Here is a 15451-nt window from a genome sequence, read left to right as displayed (position 1 = left end):
TAGCTCAACAAGCGGACAGTACACATGAAAGTAGCAGTTCTGGGCAGCGGCATTATTGGGGTATCAACTGCCTGGTGGCTCAGCCAGCACGGTTGCGAGGTGGTGGTTGTGGACCGGGGAACGGGCCCGGCACAGGAAACCTCGCGAGCCAATGGCGGGCAGATCTCGGTCTCGTACGCCGAGCCGTGGGCCAACCCGAAAATGCCGCTCAAACTGCTGAAATGGTTGCTGCAGGATGACGCACCTTTGCTATTCCGTCCGCGTTTGGACCTGCGCCAATGGCGCTGGTGCCTGTCTTTCTTGCGCGAGTGCTTGCCCGGACGGGTTGCGCCCAATGTGCGCGCCTTGGTGGCCATGGCAGAATATAGCCGCAGCACGCTCAAGCAGTTGCGCCCTGATCTGGATTTTGATTATCGCCATCAGGAAAAAGGCATCATCACGTTTTACCGGGATGCCCAAAGTCTGGACGATTCCCAGCAAATGGCCGATGTCATGCGCGATATGGGCGTAGATCGCCGTATCATGAGCGTGGACGAGCTGGTGCAGCTTGAGCCCGCTCTGGCATCGGCCCGTGGTCAGATTGTGGGGGGCGACTACACCAAGGACGATGAGTCCGGCGATGCCAACCAGTTTGCCTGCGGTTTGGCCGCCATGGCCGGGCGCGCCGGGGTGGAATTTCGCTTTTCCACCCAGATCACCCGTTTGTTGACCGCCAAAGGGCGAGTGCTTGGGGTGGAGGTCATCGGGACGGATGGCGGCTATGAGTCTATCCAGGCCGATGCCTTTGTGGTGGCCATGGGCAGTTTCAGTCCATCGGTCTTGCAGCCCTTGGGCATTGCCTGCCCCGTCTACCCGGCCAAAGGCTATTCGGCCACCTTTCCGGTGCTGGTTCCGCAGGGAGCGCCCACCGTGAGCCTGACCGATAAGGACAACAAGCTGGTATTTTCCCGTTTGGGTGACCGCCTGCGAGTTGCCGGAACCGCCGAGCTGTCGGGCTATTCGCGCAGCTTGAACCCGGCACGTTGTCAGGCTTTGTTAATGCACGTGGCTGATCTGTTCCCAAGTGCATTGGATTTTGATAATGTTTCTTTCTGGTCAGGACTGCGTCCTGCCACAGCCTCAAATGTTCCGCTGATAGGCCGCTCCTCCATCCCCAACCTGTACCTGAATACGGGGCATGGCACCTTGGGATGGACGATGGGCATAGGCTCTGGTCGAGCCCTGGCTGACCTTATCATGGGGCACAAACCCGAACCTGAATTTCCTTTTTTATCATGAAGGATGTATGAAAAATCTACGCGGATTACTGTTGAAACGTGGTGTTATGGCTTTGGCGATGGCAGCGGGTGGCTCAGCCGCTTTGCTGTTTGGGTCCAATGCCCTGGCAGCCGTTGACATTCAGGTCTGGACCGCTTTGAACGCGCACAATCAGGGCGAGTTTGAAAGTTTGGTTCGGGATTTCAATCGCAGCCAGAAAGACGTCAAAGTGACGGTCAAGGCGCATGAAACCGAAGCGGCGCTCGAGCAGCTCATGAGCGCTGGCAAGGATCTGCCCAATCTGGTGCAGCTTGGCGAGATGTCCGGTCTGGATGAGGTGGCCGATCGCCCCTACATCCTGCCCATGCACACCTTGCTGGCACGGGAAAAGATGGACAACGTGTCCTGGTTCCTGGCCTCGAACTCATTTGTGCGCAATGGCCGTGGTCAATTGCAGGGGTTCCCTTACATGGCCGAAATCCCCGTCATGTACTACAACATCAATGCCTTTGATAAGGCCAAGGTCGAGCCCGCGGTTCCCAGCCGGGTCTGGCTGGACTTGCAAGGCCAGTTGGTGCAGTTGGCCAATAATGGTTCGCGCCGTTGCCCGCTGACCTCGGATCAGTCGGTGTCTATCAATCTTGAGAATCTGGCTGCGGTCAACAATCAGATCTACGGTCTGGCTCCCGGCCCCAAAGTCAAAGGCAAGGTCGGCTTTGATTTTGATCTGATGTATATCCGTCACCTGTCCATGATGATCAGCTGGGTCAAGTCGGAATTGCTGGTTAAGCCGGGCACCCTGCCAGAGTCGCCCCAGCGTTTTGCAAAAGGCGAATGTGCAGTCATGCTGTCCAACTCTGGTCATATTGGCGAATACAGCAATATTCGCGGATTAAAATATGCCGTGACGGGTTTGCCGTACTACCCCGAAGTGACTCAAACACCCGGTAAACCCTTCGTAACGGGCTCGGCCTTGTGGGCTGTTAAAGGTCATAATGCTGAACAGAATCAGGCCTCGGCCCGTTTCATCAACTGGCTGGCTCAGCCCGAGAATGCGGCACGCTGGTATCAGAACACAGGCTTTCTGCCTGTGAGCCGCGAAGCGTTTAACGCGACGGGCAGTGACTACTACAAGGACAAGGGCGACTGGATGCACCTGGTTGGCGCGTACAGCAGCGGCACCTCGGGTACGGCCAAAGGCAATTTCCGTAATTACCGCCAGATCCGCGCCGTGTTCAATCAAAGTCTGGATAGCGCGCTGGATGGTCATCAGCCGGCCTTGACGGCCTTGCGTACGGCTGCTATCGAAGCCAACCGTCTGGTGGCTCAGAAAGGACGCTGATTTATCTGTCCGTACAAGCCGATCTGGCGGCTTGAGCGAGCATCACCGAAGATAAACCCCATGCCCCTGACGGGACATGGGGTTTTTTCTATGGATGTCTGTGATGCGCGTCTTTGCCCGTTTTATCGTGTTGTTGTTATGTTGCCTTGGGATGTCTGCCTGTCAGACTGGACGGGGGAGCGATGGCCGCTTGGCCGACCCGGCTACGCATGTGTTCAATTTCGACTGGCGTTTGTCAGGCGACCCGCAAGCCGGCCCCATGCAGGTTTTTGATAATGGCACGCGTATCTGGCTGCATTTTGCGCCGGGCCAGAGATTGCCTGCTGTGTTTGGATGGCATGACGGTCAGGAGACTTTGCTGACATTGAACGTGTCCGGTCAATTTCACGTCATTGATGCATTGTGGACGGAACTGGTGTTTCGCGCTGGGCGGGCGCAAGCCAGGGCAAGTCTGAGACCGTCGCAGACAACAGACGACGCCTCGCATCGTCAGCATGATGGGGCTGCTGCTTTGTCGTCGCCGGCCCCTTCGGACAGGCAGTCACGGCAGAACGCTGCCCTGGGGAAGCCCGGCCTGTCTGGTGATACGTCTCTGGGAGTAGCGGCTCCTTCCGTCACGGATGGACGTACTCAGTCCGAGAGCAGGTCTGGGACGTCCTTGCGATCTGAGTCATCTGCGCGCCTGGAGATGCTGCCAGAGGCTCCACTGAAGCGCCCAATGCCGCCAGAGCGCCCGGCAGACAGTCTTGTAGCAGCATCTGCTGCAGGGGGGAAAACATCCCCGGCAACCCCGCCCTCTGATCTTGATGGGGGAAAGTGGGCGCGGATAGAGGGGGAGGGGCAGGCAGCGACTCCTCGCGTGAAAGGACAGAACCAGCAGGCTGTGGAGGGGCCATGGGAGGAAAAAACACAGTCTGTTTTTGAGCTGCGCCTGAAAGATAAAACGCTACGACAAGCGCTGATTCGTTGGGCCAGGCAGGCCAAATGGGTGTTTACGCCTGAGCATTGGGCCTTGGAGGTGGATTTTCCTATCAAGACGGCCGCCCGATTTGAAGGAGGTTTTGAGACGGCGGTGGCCCAGTTGCTGGATGCGGCTAAGCTGAATGCGCATCCTTTACAGGCCTGCTTTTACTCCAATCGGGTCTTGCGGGTGCTGAGCTGGCCCCAAACCTGCAAACCTCAGCGACGGGGGGAGGGGCAATCATGAAGTGCGTCGTTTTGCCACTGGTGTTGCTCATGGCAGGCTGCGTCTTGCAAACAGGCGGACGCCAGGCTGAGCAGGCCTGGTTTGATGAGGCGTTTGTGCTGGATTCAGCAGAGCAACGGTCGGAAAGTGTCACACAGTCTGTCGGCAAACCTTGGCTGTTGGGAGACGCAGTTCCCTTGAGAAAAAAGCCTGTTATGCCGGCTGTCCTGCGTCCCGGACAGACTTTCAGCTTTTCTTTGGAGGAACCTTTACCCAGCCTGGATGAGCTAGCCCGCCGCCTTTCAGCCCTGTCTGATCTATCGGTCACGATCAGTCCTGAAGCCCGTTTGCCCCTGGCACACTTTTTACCGCGCCTGAACGTGAACGAGGAAGCTCTTGAGCCAGCGCCGCGTGGGGGTTTGGTCTTTGAGCAATTGCGCTTGTCTGATTTACTGGATCAAATCGCCGCAGTCTACAGTCTGAGCTGGCGGCTCCATGCCGGTCGCATCGAACTGTATCGTATAGAAACCCGTCATTTTGATCTGCCTGTCGCTGCCACAGAGCAGCATGTCCGTTCCGCTCAAGCCGCTGATAGGGGCGGCGTGGGTGATACGGTGCTTGACCGAGGTCAGGATGAGGGAAGAGGCCGTTCGGCTGCCGCGTATCTGCAGGACATGACGGAAATGTTCTTGTCCCGGGCCGGAAAGGTCAGAGTTCTGGGGCATCCTCCTCATGCCTTGCTGGTGACAGACACGCCGGCCCGTCTGAGTGCCTTGGGCTTGGCCCTGAAGCAACAGTCCGAGTTATGGCACCGGTATGGAATGTTGCCCGGTAAAACACAGCTCAAGGGGGGGCGATGATCTCCGCCACCTTGCCGCGCGAATACTGGTTTGGCTTGCAATGGACTGAGACTGAGCAGAGGCCGTTTGGTGGCCCGCCGGGTCGCTCTCGATGGATATGTCGTATGGGAGCGGAACGGCCCGCACTGGGCTGGGTGTGGGGCAAACAACTGCGTCACCGGCGTCGTGGCTCGGTACTCCGCCTGGCGCGGACGGGGCCGACGCGCTCGGGATTGAGAGGCATCCAGGCCCACTCTGCGGCCGCCTGCCTGGCGGTTCATCACCCTCAGGAAACGGTGCTCCTGTTATGGGCCGTAGCCCCTGGACTGCTGTGGTTCCTGGTGCTGGAACAAGGTAAGGTGGTGGAGGGCAGTGACTGCGTGCTGTCTCAGCTCGGGCAAGTGCATGCCTTGCGGCAAGCGATGCGGACACGTTATCCCAGGCTGCGTGAATTGCGGCAACCTGATGATGTATGGATATGCCTGGAGCAGGGCAGTCGTACCCATACACGCATTCTGCGTCAATCTATCACCAGGATCGGAGATACAAAAAAAACGTTTATCCGCCTGTTCACGCTGTCTCTGTTCTTGATGATGGGAGTGGCTAGCGTGCTGTCGGTGGGTTTACGGGACCAGAACAGCAGAGGAGGGTCCCCTGACAGCCCGGGTTTTGAGATAAGCATTGAGCCAAGTCTCCACCTTCAGTTCACCCCTCGTCTTGACCCAGCCAAGAGCCTGGTGTCCGCTTCTGGCCCAGACTTAGACGATGATCCAAATCCAAATCCAAATTTAAACTCAGGTTCAGACTCAAGCTCCAGTGTAGAGTCAGATCAGGAGCCGGACCCGGCCGCTGCCTCGACTGGGGTCTTGGCTTCCGTTACCTCCCCTGGCTTGCTCACGGTTTCAGCTCCTTTGCCAGCTCCCACTTCAGCCTTACGGGCTCCCTCCCGGCAAAGTGCGACTGCAGGTTTGGAACTCACTTCAGGGCAGGATGCGGGCCGTGCCTTCGCCCTTCTTCAGCAGGCGGCCCAACCCGAGGAGCGGTCTGCAGCGAATTTGTCGATAAGGGACACGTCTCACCAAGGGCGAGGCTGGCAATTGCGGCACATAGACCGTCGTGCGTCGTTCGATGCCTGGGAGTGTCACAGTGTGTGGGCCTGTCTGCGACAGGAAACAGAAAAGAAAGTGGGCCATGCTCGCCCTTCCAGGGTCGCAGAAAGCGCGCCTCAATCATTCAGGCCTGAGTCCTGGGCAAGTTTGAAAGCGATCTACGGTCGCGATACGCGCTTGCTGGCCGAGGTGCAGATCGGTCAGCGTGTGCTGTTGTTTCAGCAGGGGCAGGTATGGCCCGTGGGACGAGAGCGTGATCGGCAAATCCGCTTGTTGTCACTGGACAGTCGTTGTATCGAGCTTGAATTCGAGCCTGAAGCAGGACAGAGTTTGTCTCCAACCTCAACGCCAGCCCCTGTCCCTCCTCCAGCACAGGCCCAAAGCCGGGTACAAGGCCAGACTCCATCAAACGCTCACACCCAGCCACACGCGGTAGACCAGAGCCAAACCCAGGTTCGGGAGCACGGTCAAACCCAAGCACAGGAGCAAACTCAGGCACGGGGGGCAGGCCACGCTCCCTTACGGCATCAAGCTGGAAATTATCGCAATGCGCAAGCCAATACACACAGTCAGCCCCGGCAGGCGATGCAGTCATTCCGATCTGGCAAGCTATGTCTGGCGGCAGGGAGTGGGTAAAGCCCGCAGCAGTCTTCGCTACCAGGTGCGTGGCGCCATAAGAAAAAACCCCGACGTGACATGTGTCACATCGGGGCTGGAGGGAGCGGGCTGATGGCCCTGTCAGGGCTTGTGGCCTGGGGCACTCCTAGTCGCGTGTACCGCTCCAGGCGGCAATCGCGGCACGCTCTTCGTCAGTCATTTGAGTCATATTGCCCAAAGGCATGTACTTGGAGTGCACCACGGTTTTCACCTGTTCTGCGTGCAGCACGGTGTTGTCGATGGTATCGAGCAGCATGCCGGCAGGGGCGGCGGTAAAGCCAAAGTCTGCATTGGGCTTGACCGCGTGACACTGTACACATCGGGCATCCATGATTTCCTGGACGCGAGCGACCGTGATCGTTTCGGCGGCCTCACCGGCTGCTGGAGCGCTGGCAACCTCACCTCTGAGATTGGCAGGGGCAGCCAGGTAGCCCACGATCAGCAGGAGAACCACACCGGCAGCCGGGTAGGCTGGCTTTTTGATGCCGGCATGCATCAGCACAAAGTACTGACGGATCAGGGCGCCGGCAAAGATGAACAGCACCATGATGATCCACGCATTGGGGTTGTTATACGTGAACGAGTAGTGGTTGCTCAGCATCAGCAACAGGACAGGCAGCGTGAAGTAGGTATTGTGTACCGAACGCTGTTTGCCGCGCTTGCCATCCAGAGGGTTGGGCGCCTGACCGGCTTTCAGTGCCTTGACCATGCGGCGCTGGCCGGGAATGATCCAGAAGAACACGTTGGCTGACATGCTGGTGGCCATCACGGCGCCAGTCAGCAAGAAGGCAGCACGACCCGAGAAGATGTGGGCGCTCAGGTAAGCCACCACGACCATCATGATGGCCACAGCCACGCTCAGCAGGCCGTCGCGGTTCATGTTGGGACTGATCAGTCGGCACAGACCGTTATAGACCACCCAGCCCAGCACCAGGAAAGCAATGGCCATCACATTAGCCTGCGTGCCCGACATTTGGGCCGCCCATTCCCAGGGACTGTTGGGGTTGACCAGATAGAACTCGGGTTTGGTCAGGTAAAGCAGGGCGAACAGGAAGAAGCCGGACAACCAGGTGGTGTAGGACTTCCAGAAAGACCAGTGCAGGTCATCGGGCAGTTCGGCCGGGTTGGTCAGGTATTTCTGGTTGTGATAGAAGCCGCCGCCGTGGACTGCCCACATCTCGCCAAACACACCGCGTTTCTTGCTTTCTTCGCCTTTAGGCGGTTTCAGGCCGTTGTCCAGCATCACAAAGTAGATGGACTCGCCGATCCAGGCGACAGCCGCAATCACGTGCAACCAGCGCAGCAGCAGGTTGCCGTACTCAAGTAGGTAAGCGTACATAAAGATCTCGTATCAGAGTGGTTTCGTATAGAAGCGAAAAGTCGACTTGGATACGCGATCAGCTGCCGCGATAGGTAGACCAGGACCAGGGGGTCACGACCAGGGGAACGTGGTAGTTGGCGTTGGCATCGGCGATACCGAACCGAATGCCGACCTGATCCACAAAGCGGGGTTCAGGCAATGCCACACCACTGGCGGCAAAGTAGTCACCGGCATGAAACACCAGTTCAAATACGCCCGTGTGCATGGCCTGGCCTTGCAGCAAGGGCTCATCACAGCGACCGTCGCTGTTGGTGTGAGTGGTTTTGATCAGAGTGCGTTGATCGTTTTCAATGGCATACAGATCGACGCGCACGCCGCTGGCTGGGCGACCTTGAGTCGTGTCAAGGACATGGGTAGATAGCTTTCCCATAAATGTCTCCGGTTTATGGTGATCAAAAAAGGTCCAGCGAGCCCAGTTTTGAGAACCGGCCGGGGGCCAACGGTGCAAGGATCAGTGCGCTGGGTTGAGGCCCCGAAACTGTCGCTCTGTTTGAGGAATCAGATTGTCGACAATTTATGTTGACGATTTTGTCGGGGTACCGAATAATTGTCAATAGTCAATAACGAGAAATTCTATGCTTCAGATACGGCGGCAAGAGGGGACGACGAATGAATCCCAAGCGCCAAGCGCCTCCTCGCTGCTCGAGGGTGGCCTGGCAGATACCGAGGTCGGGCGTGTATATAGCCAGATCTTCGATGCGGTTGTCGATCGTCGTCTTTTGCCTGGCACCAAACTGACCGAAGCCACGCTATGCACGATCTTCGAGTGTTCGCGGGCGACCGTGCGTGCCGCCCTGGCTGCCTTGGAGCACGACAAGATTGTGGTCATCGAGCCCAATCGCGGTGCGTTTGTCTGGAAGCCCACGGCCAAGCAAACGCGCGACGTCTTCGAGCTGCGGCGCGACCTGGAGTCGCTGATCCTGAAAAAACTGCTCGCTTATCCCGATGTGTCCGAGCGTTTGGCCGGTCTGTACGACATGGTCCAGCGAGAGCAGCACGCGTTTGAGCACGGCGATCGCATCAGCTGGTTGCGCCTGTCCAATGCCTTTCACGTGATGCTGGCGCGCTGCGCCGGCAACGATGAACTGACCGAGCTGATGCACACCTTGTGTGCGCGCACCACGCTCATCATCGCCTATTACGACACGCCGGGCGAACAGGCCTGCTCGTTTCATGAGCATAAAGAGATTTTGGACAAGCTTAGCCAGGGAGATGCCCAAGGCGCGCATCTGGCTATGCATCATCACTTAAGTGATTGTGAACATCGCATGAGCGAAGCGGGTGATGGCAGTGTTGCCGATCCTTGGCTGGCCCTCAGCGTAAAACGCTAAACGGAGACGGTATGTCCTTGAGTAAGTACCCTCGTGACCTGGTCGGTTACGGCAAAAACGTGCCCCATGCACAATGGCCTGATCGGGCGCGCATCGCGGTGCAGTTTGTCTTGAACTATGAAGAAGGGGGGGAGAACTGCGTCCTGCACGGTGACCCGGGCTCTGAGCAGTTTCTGTCCGAGATCATCGGCGCAGCAGCCTACCCGGACCGTCACTTGTCCATGGAATCCATTTATGAATACGGCTCGCGGGCGGGTGTCTGGCGGATTCTGAAAGAGTTTGAAAAGCGCGGCCTGCCCATGACCATCTTTGGTGTGGGCATGGCGCTGGAGCGTCACCCCGAGCTGGCACAGGAATTTGTGCGCCTGGGACATGAAATTGCTTGTCATGGCTACCGCTGGATTCACTATCAGAACGTGTCTGAAGAAGTCGAACGCGAGCATATGCGCCAGTGCGTAAAAGTGCTGACGGACTTGCTGGGCCATCATCCCGAGGGCTGGTATACCGGTCGGGACAGCCCCAATACCTTGCGTCTGGTGGCCGAAGAGGGTCAGTTCTTGTACAGCTCCGATTATTACGGTGATGACCTGCCGTTCTGGACCGAAGTTCAGCTCAGCGACAATACGGTCAAGCCCCAGTTGATTGTGCCCTATACGCTGGACAGCAATGACATGCGTTTTGCTGCCCCTCAGGGGTTCAACACGGGCGACCATTTCTTCTCCTACCTGAAAGACGCATTTGACGTGCTCTACGAAGAAGGTGAAGACGCTCCCAAGATGCTGTCCATCGGTTTGCATTGCCGTCTGATCGGCCGCCCTGGGCGCTTTCGTGCCTTGCAGCGCTTCCTGGATTATGTGCAGTCGCACGAGCGTGTCTGGGTTTGCCGCCGTGTGGATATTGCCCGTCATTGGGCCGAGCACCATCCCTATCCGTCCAAGGCTTGACCGGGGCAGGGCCAGGGTTTGTGTCTCCTGGCCCATCAAGATGGCATCCTGAATTTGAGCAGGGTGCATGGACATTCTGACTCGCAAGGGTCGGAATTGTTGTTTCTACCCGCTGAAAACAGTACTATTTGTCGCTTACGCAGCCGCTCGTACAGGGAGTGTGGCGTCCTGGCTTCTCACTGCTTTGCCGGGGCGGCAGGTGTTGTGCCAGCGCAGCGCGCGCATGGGCTGCAAGGCTGATCGTCTTATAATAGGCAGTTAAATTTTCCATCGCGTTGCATGTAATGAAAACCTCAGAAATTCGTCAGAAGTTTCTTTCTTTTTTTGAATCCAAGGCACACCACATCGTTTCCTCGGCTTCGCTGGTGCCAGGCAATGATCCTACCTTGCTGTTCACAAACGCAGGGATGGTGCAGTTCAAAGATGTGTTCACGGGCAAGGAAACCCGCCCCTACAACCGCGCTACCAGCTCTCAGCGTTGTGTTCGTGCCGGTGGCAAGCACAACGACCTGGAAAACGTGGGCTACACCGCCCGTCACCACACCTTTTTTGAAATGTTGGGCAACTTCAGCTTTGGCGACTACTTCAAGCAAGACGCCATTCGCTATGCCTGGGAACTGCTGACGACGGTTTACAAACTGCCTGCCGAAAAACTCTGGGTCACCGTCTATCAGGAAGACGATGAGGCCTACGATATCTGGGCCTCGGAAATTGGGGTGCCCAAAGAGCGCATCATCCGCATTGGCGACAAGGGTGGCGTGCGCTACAACTCGGACAACTTCTGGCAGATGGCCGATACCGGTCCCTGTGGGCCGTGCTCTGAAATCTTCTACGACCACGGTCCTGATGTTTGGGGCGGCCCTCCCGGTTCGCCCGAGGAAGACGGCGACCGCTACATCGAGGTGTGGAACCTGGTGTTCATGCAGTTCGAACGTTCCGCTGACGGCACCATGACGCCGCTGCCCAAGCCTTGTGTGGATACGGGCATGGGTCTGGAGCGTATTTCGGCGGTGTTGCAGCATGTGCACTCCAACTACGAAATCGACCTGTTCCAATCCCTGATTCAGGCCGCCGCACGCGAAACCAAGACCAGTGACCTGAGCAACAACTCGCTCAAGGTGATTGCCGATCATATCCGTGCCTGCAGCTTTCTGAGTATTGACGGGGTCATTCCCAGCAATGAAGGTCGCGGCTATGTGTTGCGCCGTATTATTCGACGTGCTCTGCGTCACGGTCACAAGCTGGGTCAGAAGGGCCTGTTCTTCTATCGCCTGGTGCAAGACCTGGGCTTGGTCATGGGCGAAGCCTATCCCGAGCTGATTAGCCAGCGTGAGCGTATCGAACAGGTGCTGCGCCAAGAGGAAGAGCGTTTCAGCGAAACGCTGGAAAATGGCATGCGCATTCTGGAAGGTGCCTTGGTCAACCTGCCAGCGGATGCCAAGCTGGACGGTCAGACGCTGTTTACCTTGTACGACACCTATGGTTTCCCTGTGGACCTGACCGCCGATATCTGCCGCGAGCGTGGCATTGAGGTCGATCTGGACGGTTTTGAAGTCGCCATGGAAAACCAACGCCAGATGGCACGCGCTTCGGGCAAGTTCAAAACAGCCGAAGGCTTGAGCTACTCCGGGGTGCAAACTCGTTTTGATGGTTACACCACCCTGGAAGGCAGTGGTACGGTCACTGCCTTGTATGTGGATGGCACCTCCGTGCAGTCCGTGACCCCGGGCCAGCAAGCGGTAGTGGTTCTGGATGCCACCCCTTTCTACGCCGAGTCCGGTGGTCAGGTAGGTGACGCAGGTATCCTGAGCGATGCCGCGGGTTTGTCCTTTGAGGTGCAAGATACCCAAAAGATTTCCAATCAGGTTTTCGGGCACCAAGGCGTGTTGAACGCAGGCACCCTGACAGTGGGCCAGACCGTTCAAGCCCAGGTGGATACCGAGCGTCGCGAGCGTGTGATTCGTAACCACTCGGCCACGCATTTGATGCACAAGGCTTTGCGTCAGGTGCTGGGCGGTCACGTTCAGCAACGTGGTTCCCTGGTAGATGCTGAAAAAACCCGTTTTGACTTTGCGCACGATGCCGCCATGACGGCCGAGCAAATCGCGCAAGTCGAAGCGATTGTGAACGAGCAGGTTCTGGCGAACCAGGCCGTGCAAGCCCAACTGATGTCCTTTGACGACGCCGTCAGTGGCGGTGCCATGGCTTTGTTTGGTGAAAAGTACGGCGACGAAGTGCGTGTGCTGGATATCGGTTTCTCGCGTGAACTGTGCGGTGGCACTCACGTTCAACGCACGGGCGACATCGGCTTGTTCAAGATTGTCTCGGAAGGTGGTGTCGCCGCTGGCGTGCGCCGTGTCGAGGCCATTACCGGCACCAACAGCCTGCATTGGGTGCAAGCGCGGGAGCGCTTGCTGAGCGAGGCTTCTGCCAGCCTGCGTACTCAGCCAGAAGGTCTGCTTACCCGTATCAACGCCTTGCAAGGTCAGATCAAGGATTTGGAGCGCGAGCGCGAGCAAATGCAATCCAAGCTGGCGGCTTCGGCTGGTCAGGATCTGTTGGCTCAGGCCGTACCCTTGAATGACAACAGCCGCTTGCTGGTGGCCACGCTGCAAGGCGTGGAAGCCAAAGCCTTGCGCGAAATGGCCGATCAGTTGAAGAACAAGCTGCAGTCTGCCGTGATCCTGCTGTCTATCGTGGCGGACGGAAAGGTCAGCCTGGTGGCAGGCGTAACGCCTGACCTGACCTCCAAGGTCAAGGCGGGTGACCTGGTGGGCTTTGTAGCCTCGCAGTTGGGCGGGAAGGGTGGTGGTCGTCCTGATATGGCCATGGGCGGCGGTACCGATGCCAGCGTCTTGCCACAGGCCAATGCCTCGGTGCAGGCCTGGGTCCAAAGCAAGTTGGGTGCGTGATGGCGATGTCCGAGACTGGCGCTTTGCCCAACAGCGATCTGCAGGTGGATGCAAGCGGGCTGAAATGCCCCTTGCCCATCCTGCGTGCCAAGAAAGCTTTGGCGCAACTGGAGTCCGGGCAAGTGTTGCAAGTTATCACCACCGACCAGCACGCCATTCAGGATTTTCAGGCTTTTTGTCGCCAAACTGGCAACGAATTGTTGGCTCAAGACCAGCAAGCCGAAAAAACTCTGCATTTTTTACGCCGTCGTTAAGCTGACGGCGGTAGAATACTGTTTTGTCTGTTGCGTATCTAGCACTGAATCTGCTATCTTAGCGTGTTACTTTTGGCATGCTTGCCAGAATAGTGCTAGAATTTTTTGTTTACCTTACACAATAAAGGGATTATCAATGGTGGTAATTCGCTTGGCCCGTGGTGGCTCCAAAAAGCGTCCTTTTTACAACGTAGTAGCCGCCGAGGCGAGCCAACGCCGTGATGGTCGCTTCATCGAACGTCTGGGTTTTTACAACCCCGTTGCTGGCGAAGGTCAGGAAAACCTGCGTCTGCAAATGGACCGCGTTAAGCACTTCACCGACAACGGTGCACAGGTTTCGCCCGCTGTGGCTCGCCTGTTGAAAGAATACTCGGCTAAGGTTGCTTCGGCTGCCTAAGTTGATTCACCTGTTTTTTGGTAGTGTTTAGTGTGAAGCAAGACGCGATTCCTGCTGACCTTGTTGAGTTGGGACGCATTGTTTCCGCTTATGGCGTGCGTGGCTGGGTTAAGATCCAGCCGCATTCCATGCAGACCAAAGCACTGCTAAATGCAAAAACATGGTGGTTAAAAACGCCCCGGCCTGGATCTCAGGCGGGCGTTTTTGCGTCTGCATCGCCAAGACAGATCCAAACAGCCAAGCAGCATGGGGCAACCATCGTGGCGCAGTTTGAAGGTCTGGATAATCGAGAGGTGGCCCAAGCCCTTAAAGGGCATACGGTTTGGGTATCCCGTGCCGCTTTTCCCCCGGCGGACGACGATGAGTTTTATTGGGTTGATCTGATCGGCTGCCGCTTTTTTGGCGAGCAGGAGGGCCAGGCGCACCTTCTGGGCCAGGTGGCAGAAGTGCTGGATAATGGCGCTCATTCGATTTTGGTCGTGCATCGGGGCTGCTGGGACGCCAACGGCGTCTTTGCGCCTGAGAAAGACGAGCAGGGTCGACCACTGGAAGAGCTGGTGCCCTTTGTGCAAGCCATTGTGCATACGGTCGATTTGCCTGCTCGCGAACTGCATAGTCACTGGGCGATTTGACCCTTCCCTGCCTAGCGATTGCGATACTAAGGCCCGCTGGGCTCTGTATCGTCATGCTCCAGCCACTTTTTCTCTTGCCGAGCCCTCATGCGATTTGATGCCCTGACCCTGTTCCCGGACATGTTTGATGTGGTCAGCGAGGCTGGTGTCACCGGCCGCGCACACAAGCAGGGCATCTGGCAGATGCGGACCTGGAATCCGCGTGACTACACCACGGACGTGCATCGTACCGTGGACGATCGCCCTTATGGCGGCGGCCCGGGCATGGTCATGCTGGCTGATCCCTTGAATGATGCGCTGGATCAGGCTTTGGCTGATCGTGGCGATAGTCCGGAAGTTATCTTGCTGAGTCCTACAGGGCGACGCTTTGATCAGGCTGTGGCGCAGGAACTGGCTCAAGGTCCCGGCGCAGTTCTGGTTTGTGGTCGCTATGAGGGTATCGATCAACGTTTTATTGATGCACGGGTTACCCAGGAGCTGTCTTTGGGGGACTTTGTGTTGTCAGGCGGCGAGATTGCTTCCCTGGCAATCATCGATAGCGTGGTCCGCCTCTTGCCGGGAGTGCTGAACGACGCTGATTCGGCGCGCCAGGATTCCTTTCATGCGGGCAACAGCGGTTTGCTGGATAGTCCACATTACACACGCCCCGAGGTTTACCGCGGCCAAGCGGTGCCTGAGGTGTTGATGTCTGGTCACCATGGTCGTATCCAGGCTTGGCGACGAGAGCAATCCCTGCGTTTGACCGTGACGCGCCGTCCTGAGCTGATTGAGCTGGCTCGCCAGCGTGGCGAACTTAGCAAGGCGGATGAACGGTTTTTGGCTTCTTTGGCGGCACAACAGCCTGATTGAACCAGCTTGCGCTTGCTGAGCTATCAGCAGGTCGAACAAGCGGGGCTGGGCTTGCCGGCAGGCTCGCCCACGTCGCTATGCCCAACGACTTTTTTGACGCTCTGCCCCTCGGAGCAGGCTTTGTGTCATCTGTGATTTGCGAGAGCGGCTCCTTGCCACGGGCTGGGCCCCTTGTGTCAGGGTGGATCGCTATGCTCGGTGACGGACGTGTTGTGATGGCGGTGTAGCGCAGGCAAGAGAGGCTGCCGGCTTTTTAAGAGGCAAGAACGCTCCGCTCGTGGTGCTGAATCGGCGCGCTGCCCTCGTAAGTGATCTGTAGGCTAAGCCCTTGATGGCAATAAAAAGGCCCTGCACGAGTGCA

The 15451-nt window shown here is 57.5% G+C and carries 14 protein-coding genes and 1 pseudogene; 13 read left to right on the top strand and 2 right to left on the bottom strand.

Features of this window, described 5'->3' with window-relative positions:
• The first annotated feature begins 24 nt into the window (after positions 1-24).
• From FE795_RS10855 to FE795_RS10835, 6 genes and pseudogenes are all read left to right on the top strand, one after another.
• Positions 25-1278, top strand: coding sequence for a D-amino acid dehydrogenase (locus tag FE795_RS10855; RefSeq protein WP_003799284.1), 1254 nt, complete (start codon positions 25-27; stop codon positions 1276-1278).
• Positions 1279-1285: 7 nt separating this feature from the next.
• A complete protein-coding gene (locus FE795_RS10850) occupies positions 1286-2599 on the top strand; it encodes an extracellular solute-binding protein (protein WP_131070673.1) in 1314 nt (437 codons plus the stop codon).
• Positions 2600-2675: 76 nt separating this feature from the next.
• Positions 2676-3026: pseudogene (locus FE795_RS17370) on the top strand (TrbG/VirB9 family P-type conjugative transfer protein); the annotation flags it as partial.
• A 432-nt stretch (positions 3027-3458) separates the two neighbouring features.
• Complete coding sequence (locus tag FE795_RS17300; protein WP_051010387.1) at positions 3459-3806, top strand: toxin co-regulated pilus biosynthesis Q family protein; 348 nt, start codon at positions 3459-3461, stop codon at positions 3804-3806.
• The gene (locus tag FE795_RS10840) at positions 3803-4645 is read left to right on the top strand and encodes a hypothetical protein (protein WP_131070671.1); all 843 of its coding nucleotides are present in this window, start codon (positions 3803-3805) and stop codon (positions 4643-4645) included. The genes FE795_RS17300 and FE795_RS10840 overlap by 4 nt, the downstream gene beginning before the upstream one ends.
• Before the next feature lie 1235 nt (positions 4646-5880).
• Positions 5881-6369, top strand: coding sequence for a hypothetical protein (locus tag FE795_RS10835; protein WP_131070670.1), 489 nt, complete (start codon positions 5881-5883; stop codon positions 6367-6369).
• Between the two features lie 127 nt (positions 6370-6496).
• On the opposite strand, the gene FE795_RS10830 is transcribed toward FE795_RS10835, so the two are convergent.
• Both FE795_RS10830 and uraH read right to left on the bottom strand, forming a co-directional pair.
• Positions 6497-7729, bottom strand: coding sequence for a urate hydroxylase PuuD (locus FE795_RS10830; RefSeq protein WP_131070669.1), 1233 nt, complete (start codon positions 7727-7729; stop codon positions 6497-6499).
• Positions 7730-7787: 58 nt separating this feature from the next.
• Positions 7788-8141: a hydroxyisourate hydrolase gene (gene uraH, locus FE795_RS10825; RefSeq protein WP_003799293.1), complete on the bottom strand. Its 354-nt coding sequence runs from the start codon at positions 8139-8141 to the stop codon at positions 7788-7790.
• Positions 8142-8346: 205 nt separating this feature from the next.
• On the opposite strand from uraH, the gene FE795_RS10820 reads away from it, so the two are divergent.
• From FE795_RS10820 to trmD, 7 genes are all read left to right on the top strand, one after another.
• A complete protein-coding gene (locus tag FE795_RS10820) occupies positions 8347-9102 on the top strand; it encodes a GntR family transcriptional regulator (RefSeq protein WP_131070668.1) in 756 nt (251 codons plus the stop codon).
• 11 nt (positions 9103-9113) lie between these two features.
• Positions 9114-10046, top strand: coding sequence for an allantoinase PuuE (gene puuE, locus FE795_RS10815; RefSeq protein ID WP_003799295.1), 933 nt, complete (start codon positions 9114-9116; stop codon positions 10044-10046).
• 284 nt (positions 10047-10330) lie between these two features.
• Positions 10331-12958 (top strand): alanine--tRNA ligase, encoded by a 2628-nt coding sequence (gene alaS / locus FE795_RS10810; protein WP_219234922.1) that lies wholly within the window; start codon positions 10331-10333, stop codon positions 12956-12958.
• Entirely contained in the window at positions 12958-13212 is a 255-nt protein-coding gene (locus FE795_RS10805; RefSeq protein WP_003799297.1) for a sulfurtransferase TusA family protein, read from the top strand. Before alaS ends, FE795_RS10805 begins: the two co-directional genes overlap by 1 nt.
• A gap of 136 nt (positions 13213-13348) precedes the next feature.
• Positions 13349-13609 carry a 30S ribosomal protein S16 gene (gene rpsP / locus FE795_RS10800; protein ID WP_003799298.1) on the top strand — a complete coding sequence of 87 codons (261 nt, stop codon included), beginning with the start codon at positions 13349-13351 and terminating at the stop codon, positions 13607-13609.
• 32 nt (positions 13610-13641) lie between these two features.
• Positions 13642-14241, top strand: a complete 600-nt coding sequence (gene rimM / locus FE795_RS10795) for a ribosome maturation factor RimM (RefSeq protein WP_131070666.1) — start codon at positions 13642-13644, stop codon at positions 14239-14241.
• An 87-nt stretch (positions 14242-14328) separates the two neighbouring features.
• Positions 14329-15090, top strand: a complete 762-nt coding sequence (trmD, locus tag FE795_RS10790) for a tRNA (guanosine(37)-N1)-methyltransferase TrmD (RefSeq protein WP_003799302.1) — start codon at positions 14329-14331, stop codon at positions 15088-15090.
• Positions 15091-15451 lie beyond the last annotated feature (361 nt).

Origin of the sequence: Alcaligenes ammonioxydans (assembly GCF_019343455.1) — a bacterium.
Lineage (GTDB): Bacteria > Pseudomonadota > Gammaproteobacteria > Burkholderiales > Burkholderiaceae_B > Alcaligenes > Alcaligenes ammonioxydans.
The sequence above is the reverse complement of the archived record's forward strand: the minus strand, read 5'-3'. Positions and strand labels throughout refer to the sequence as shown.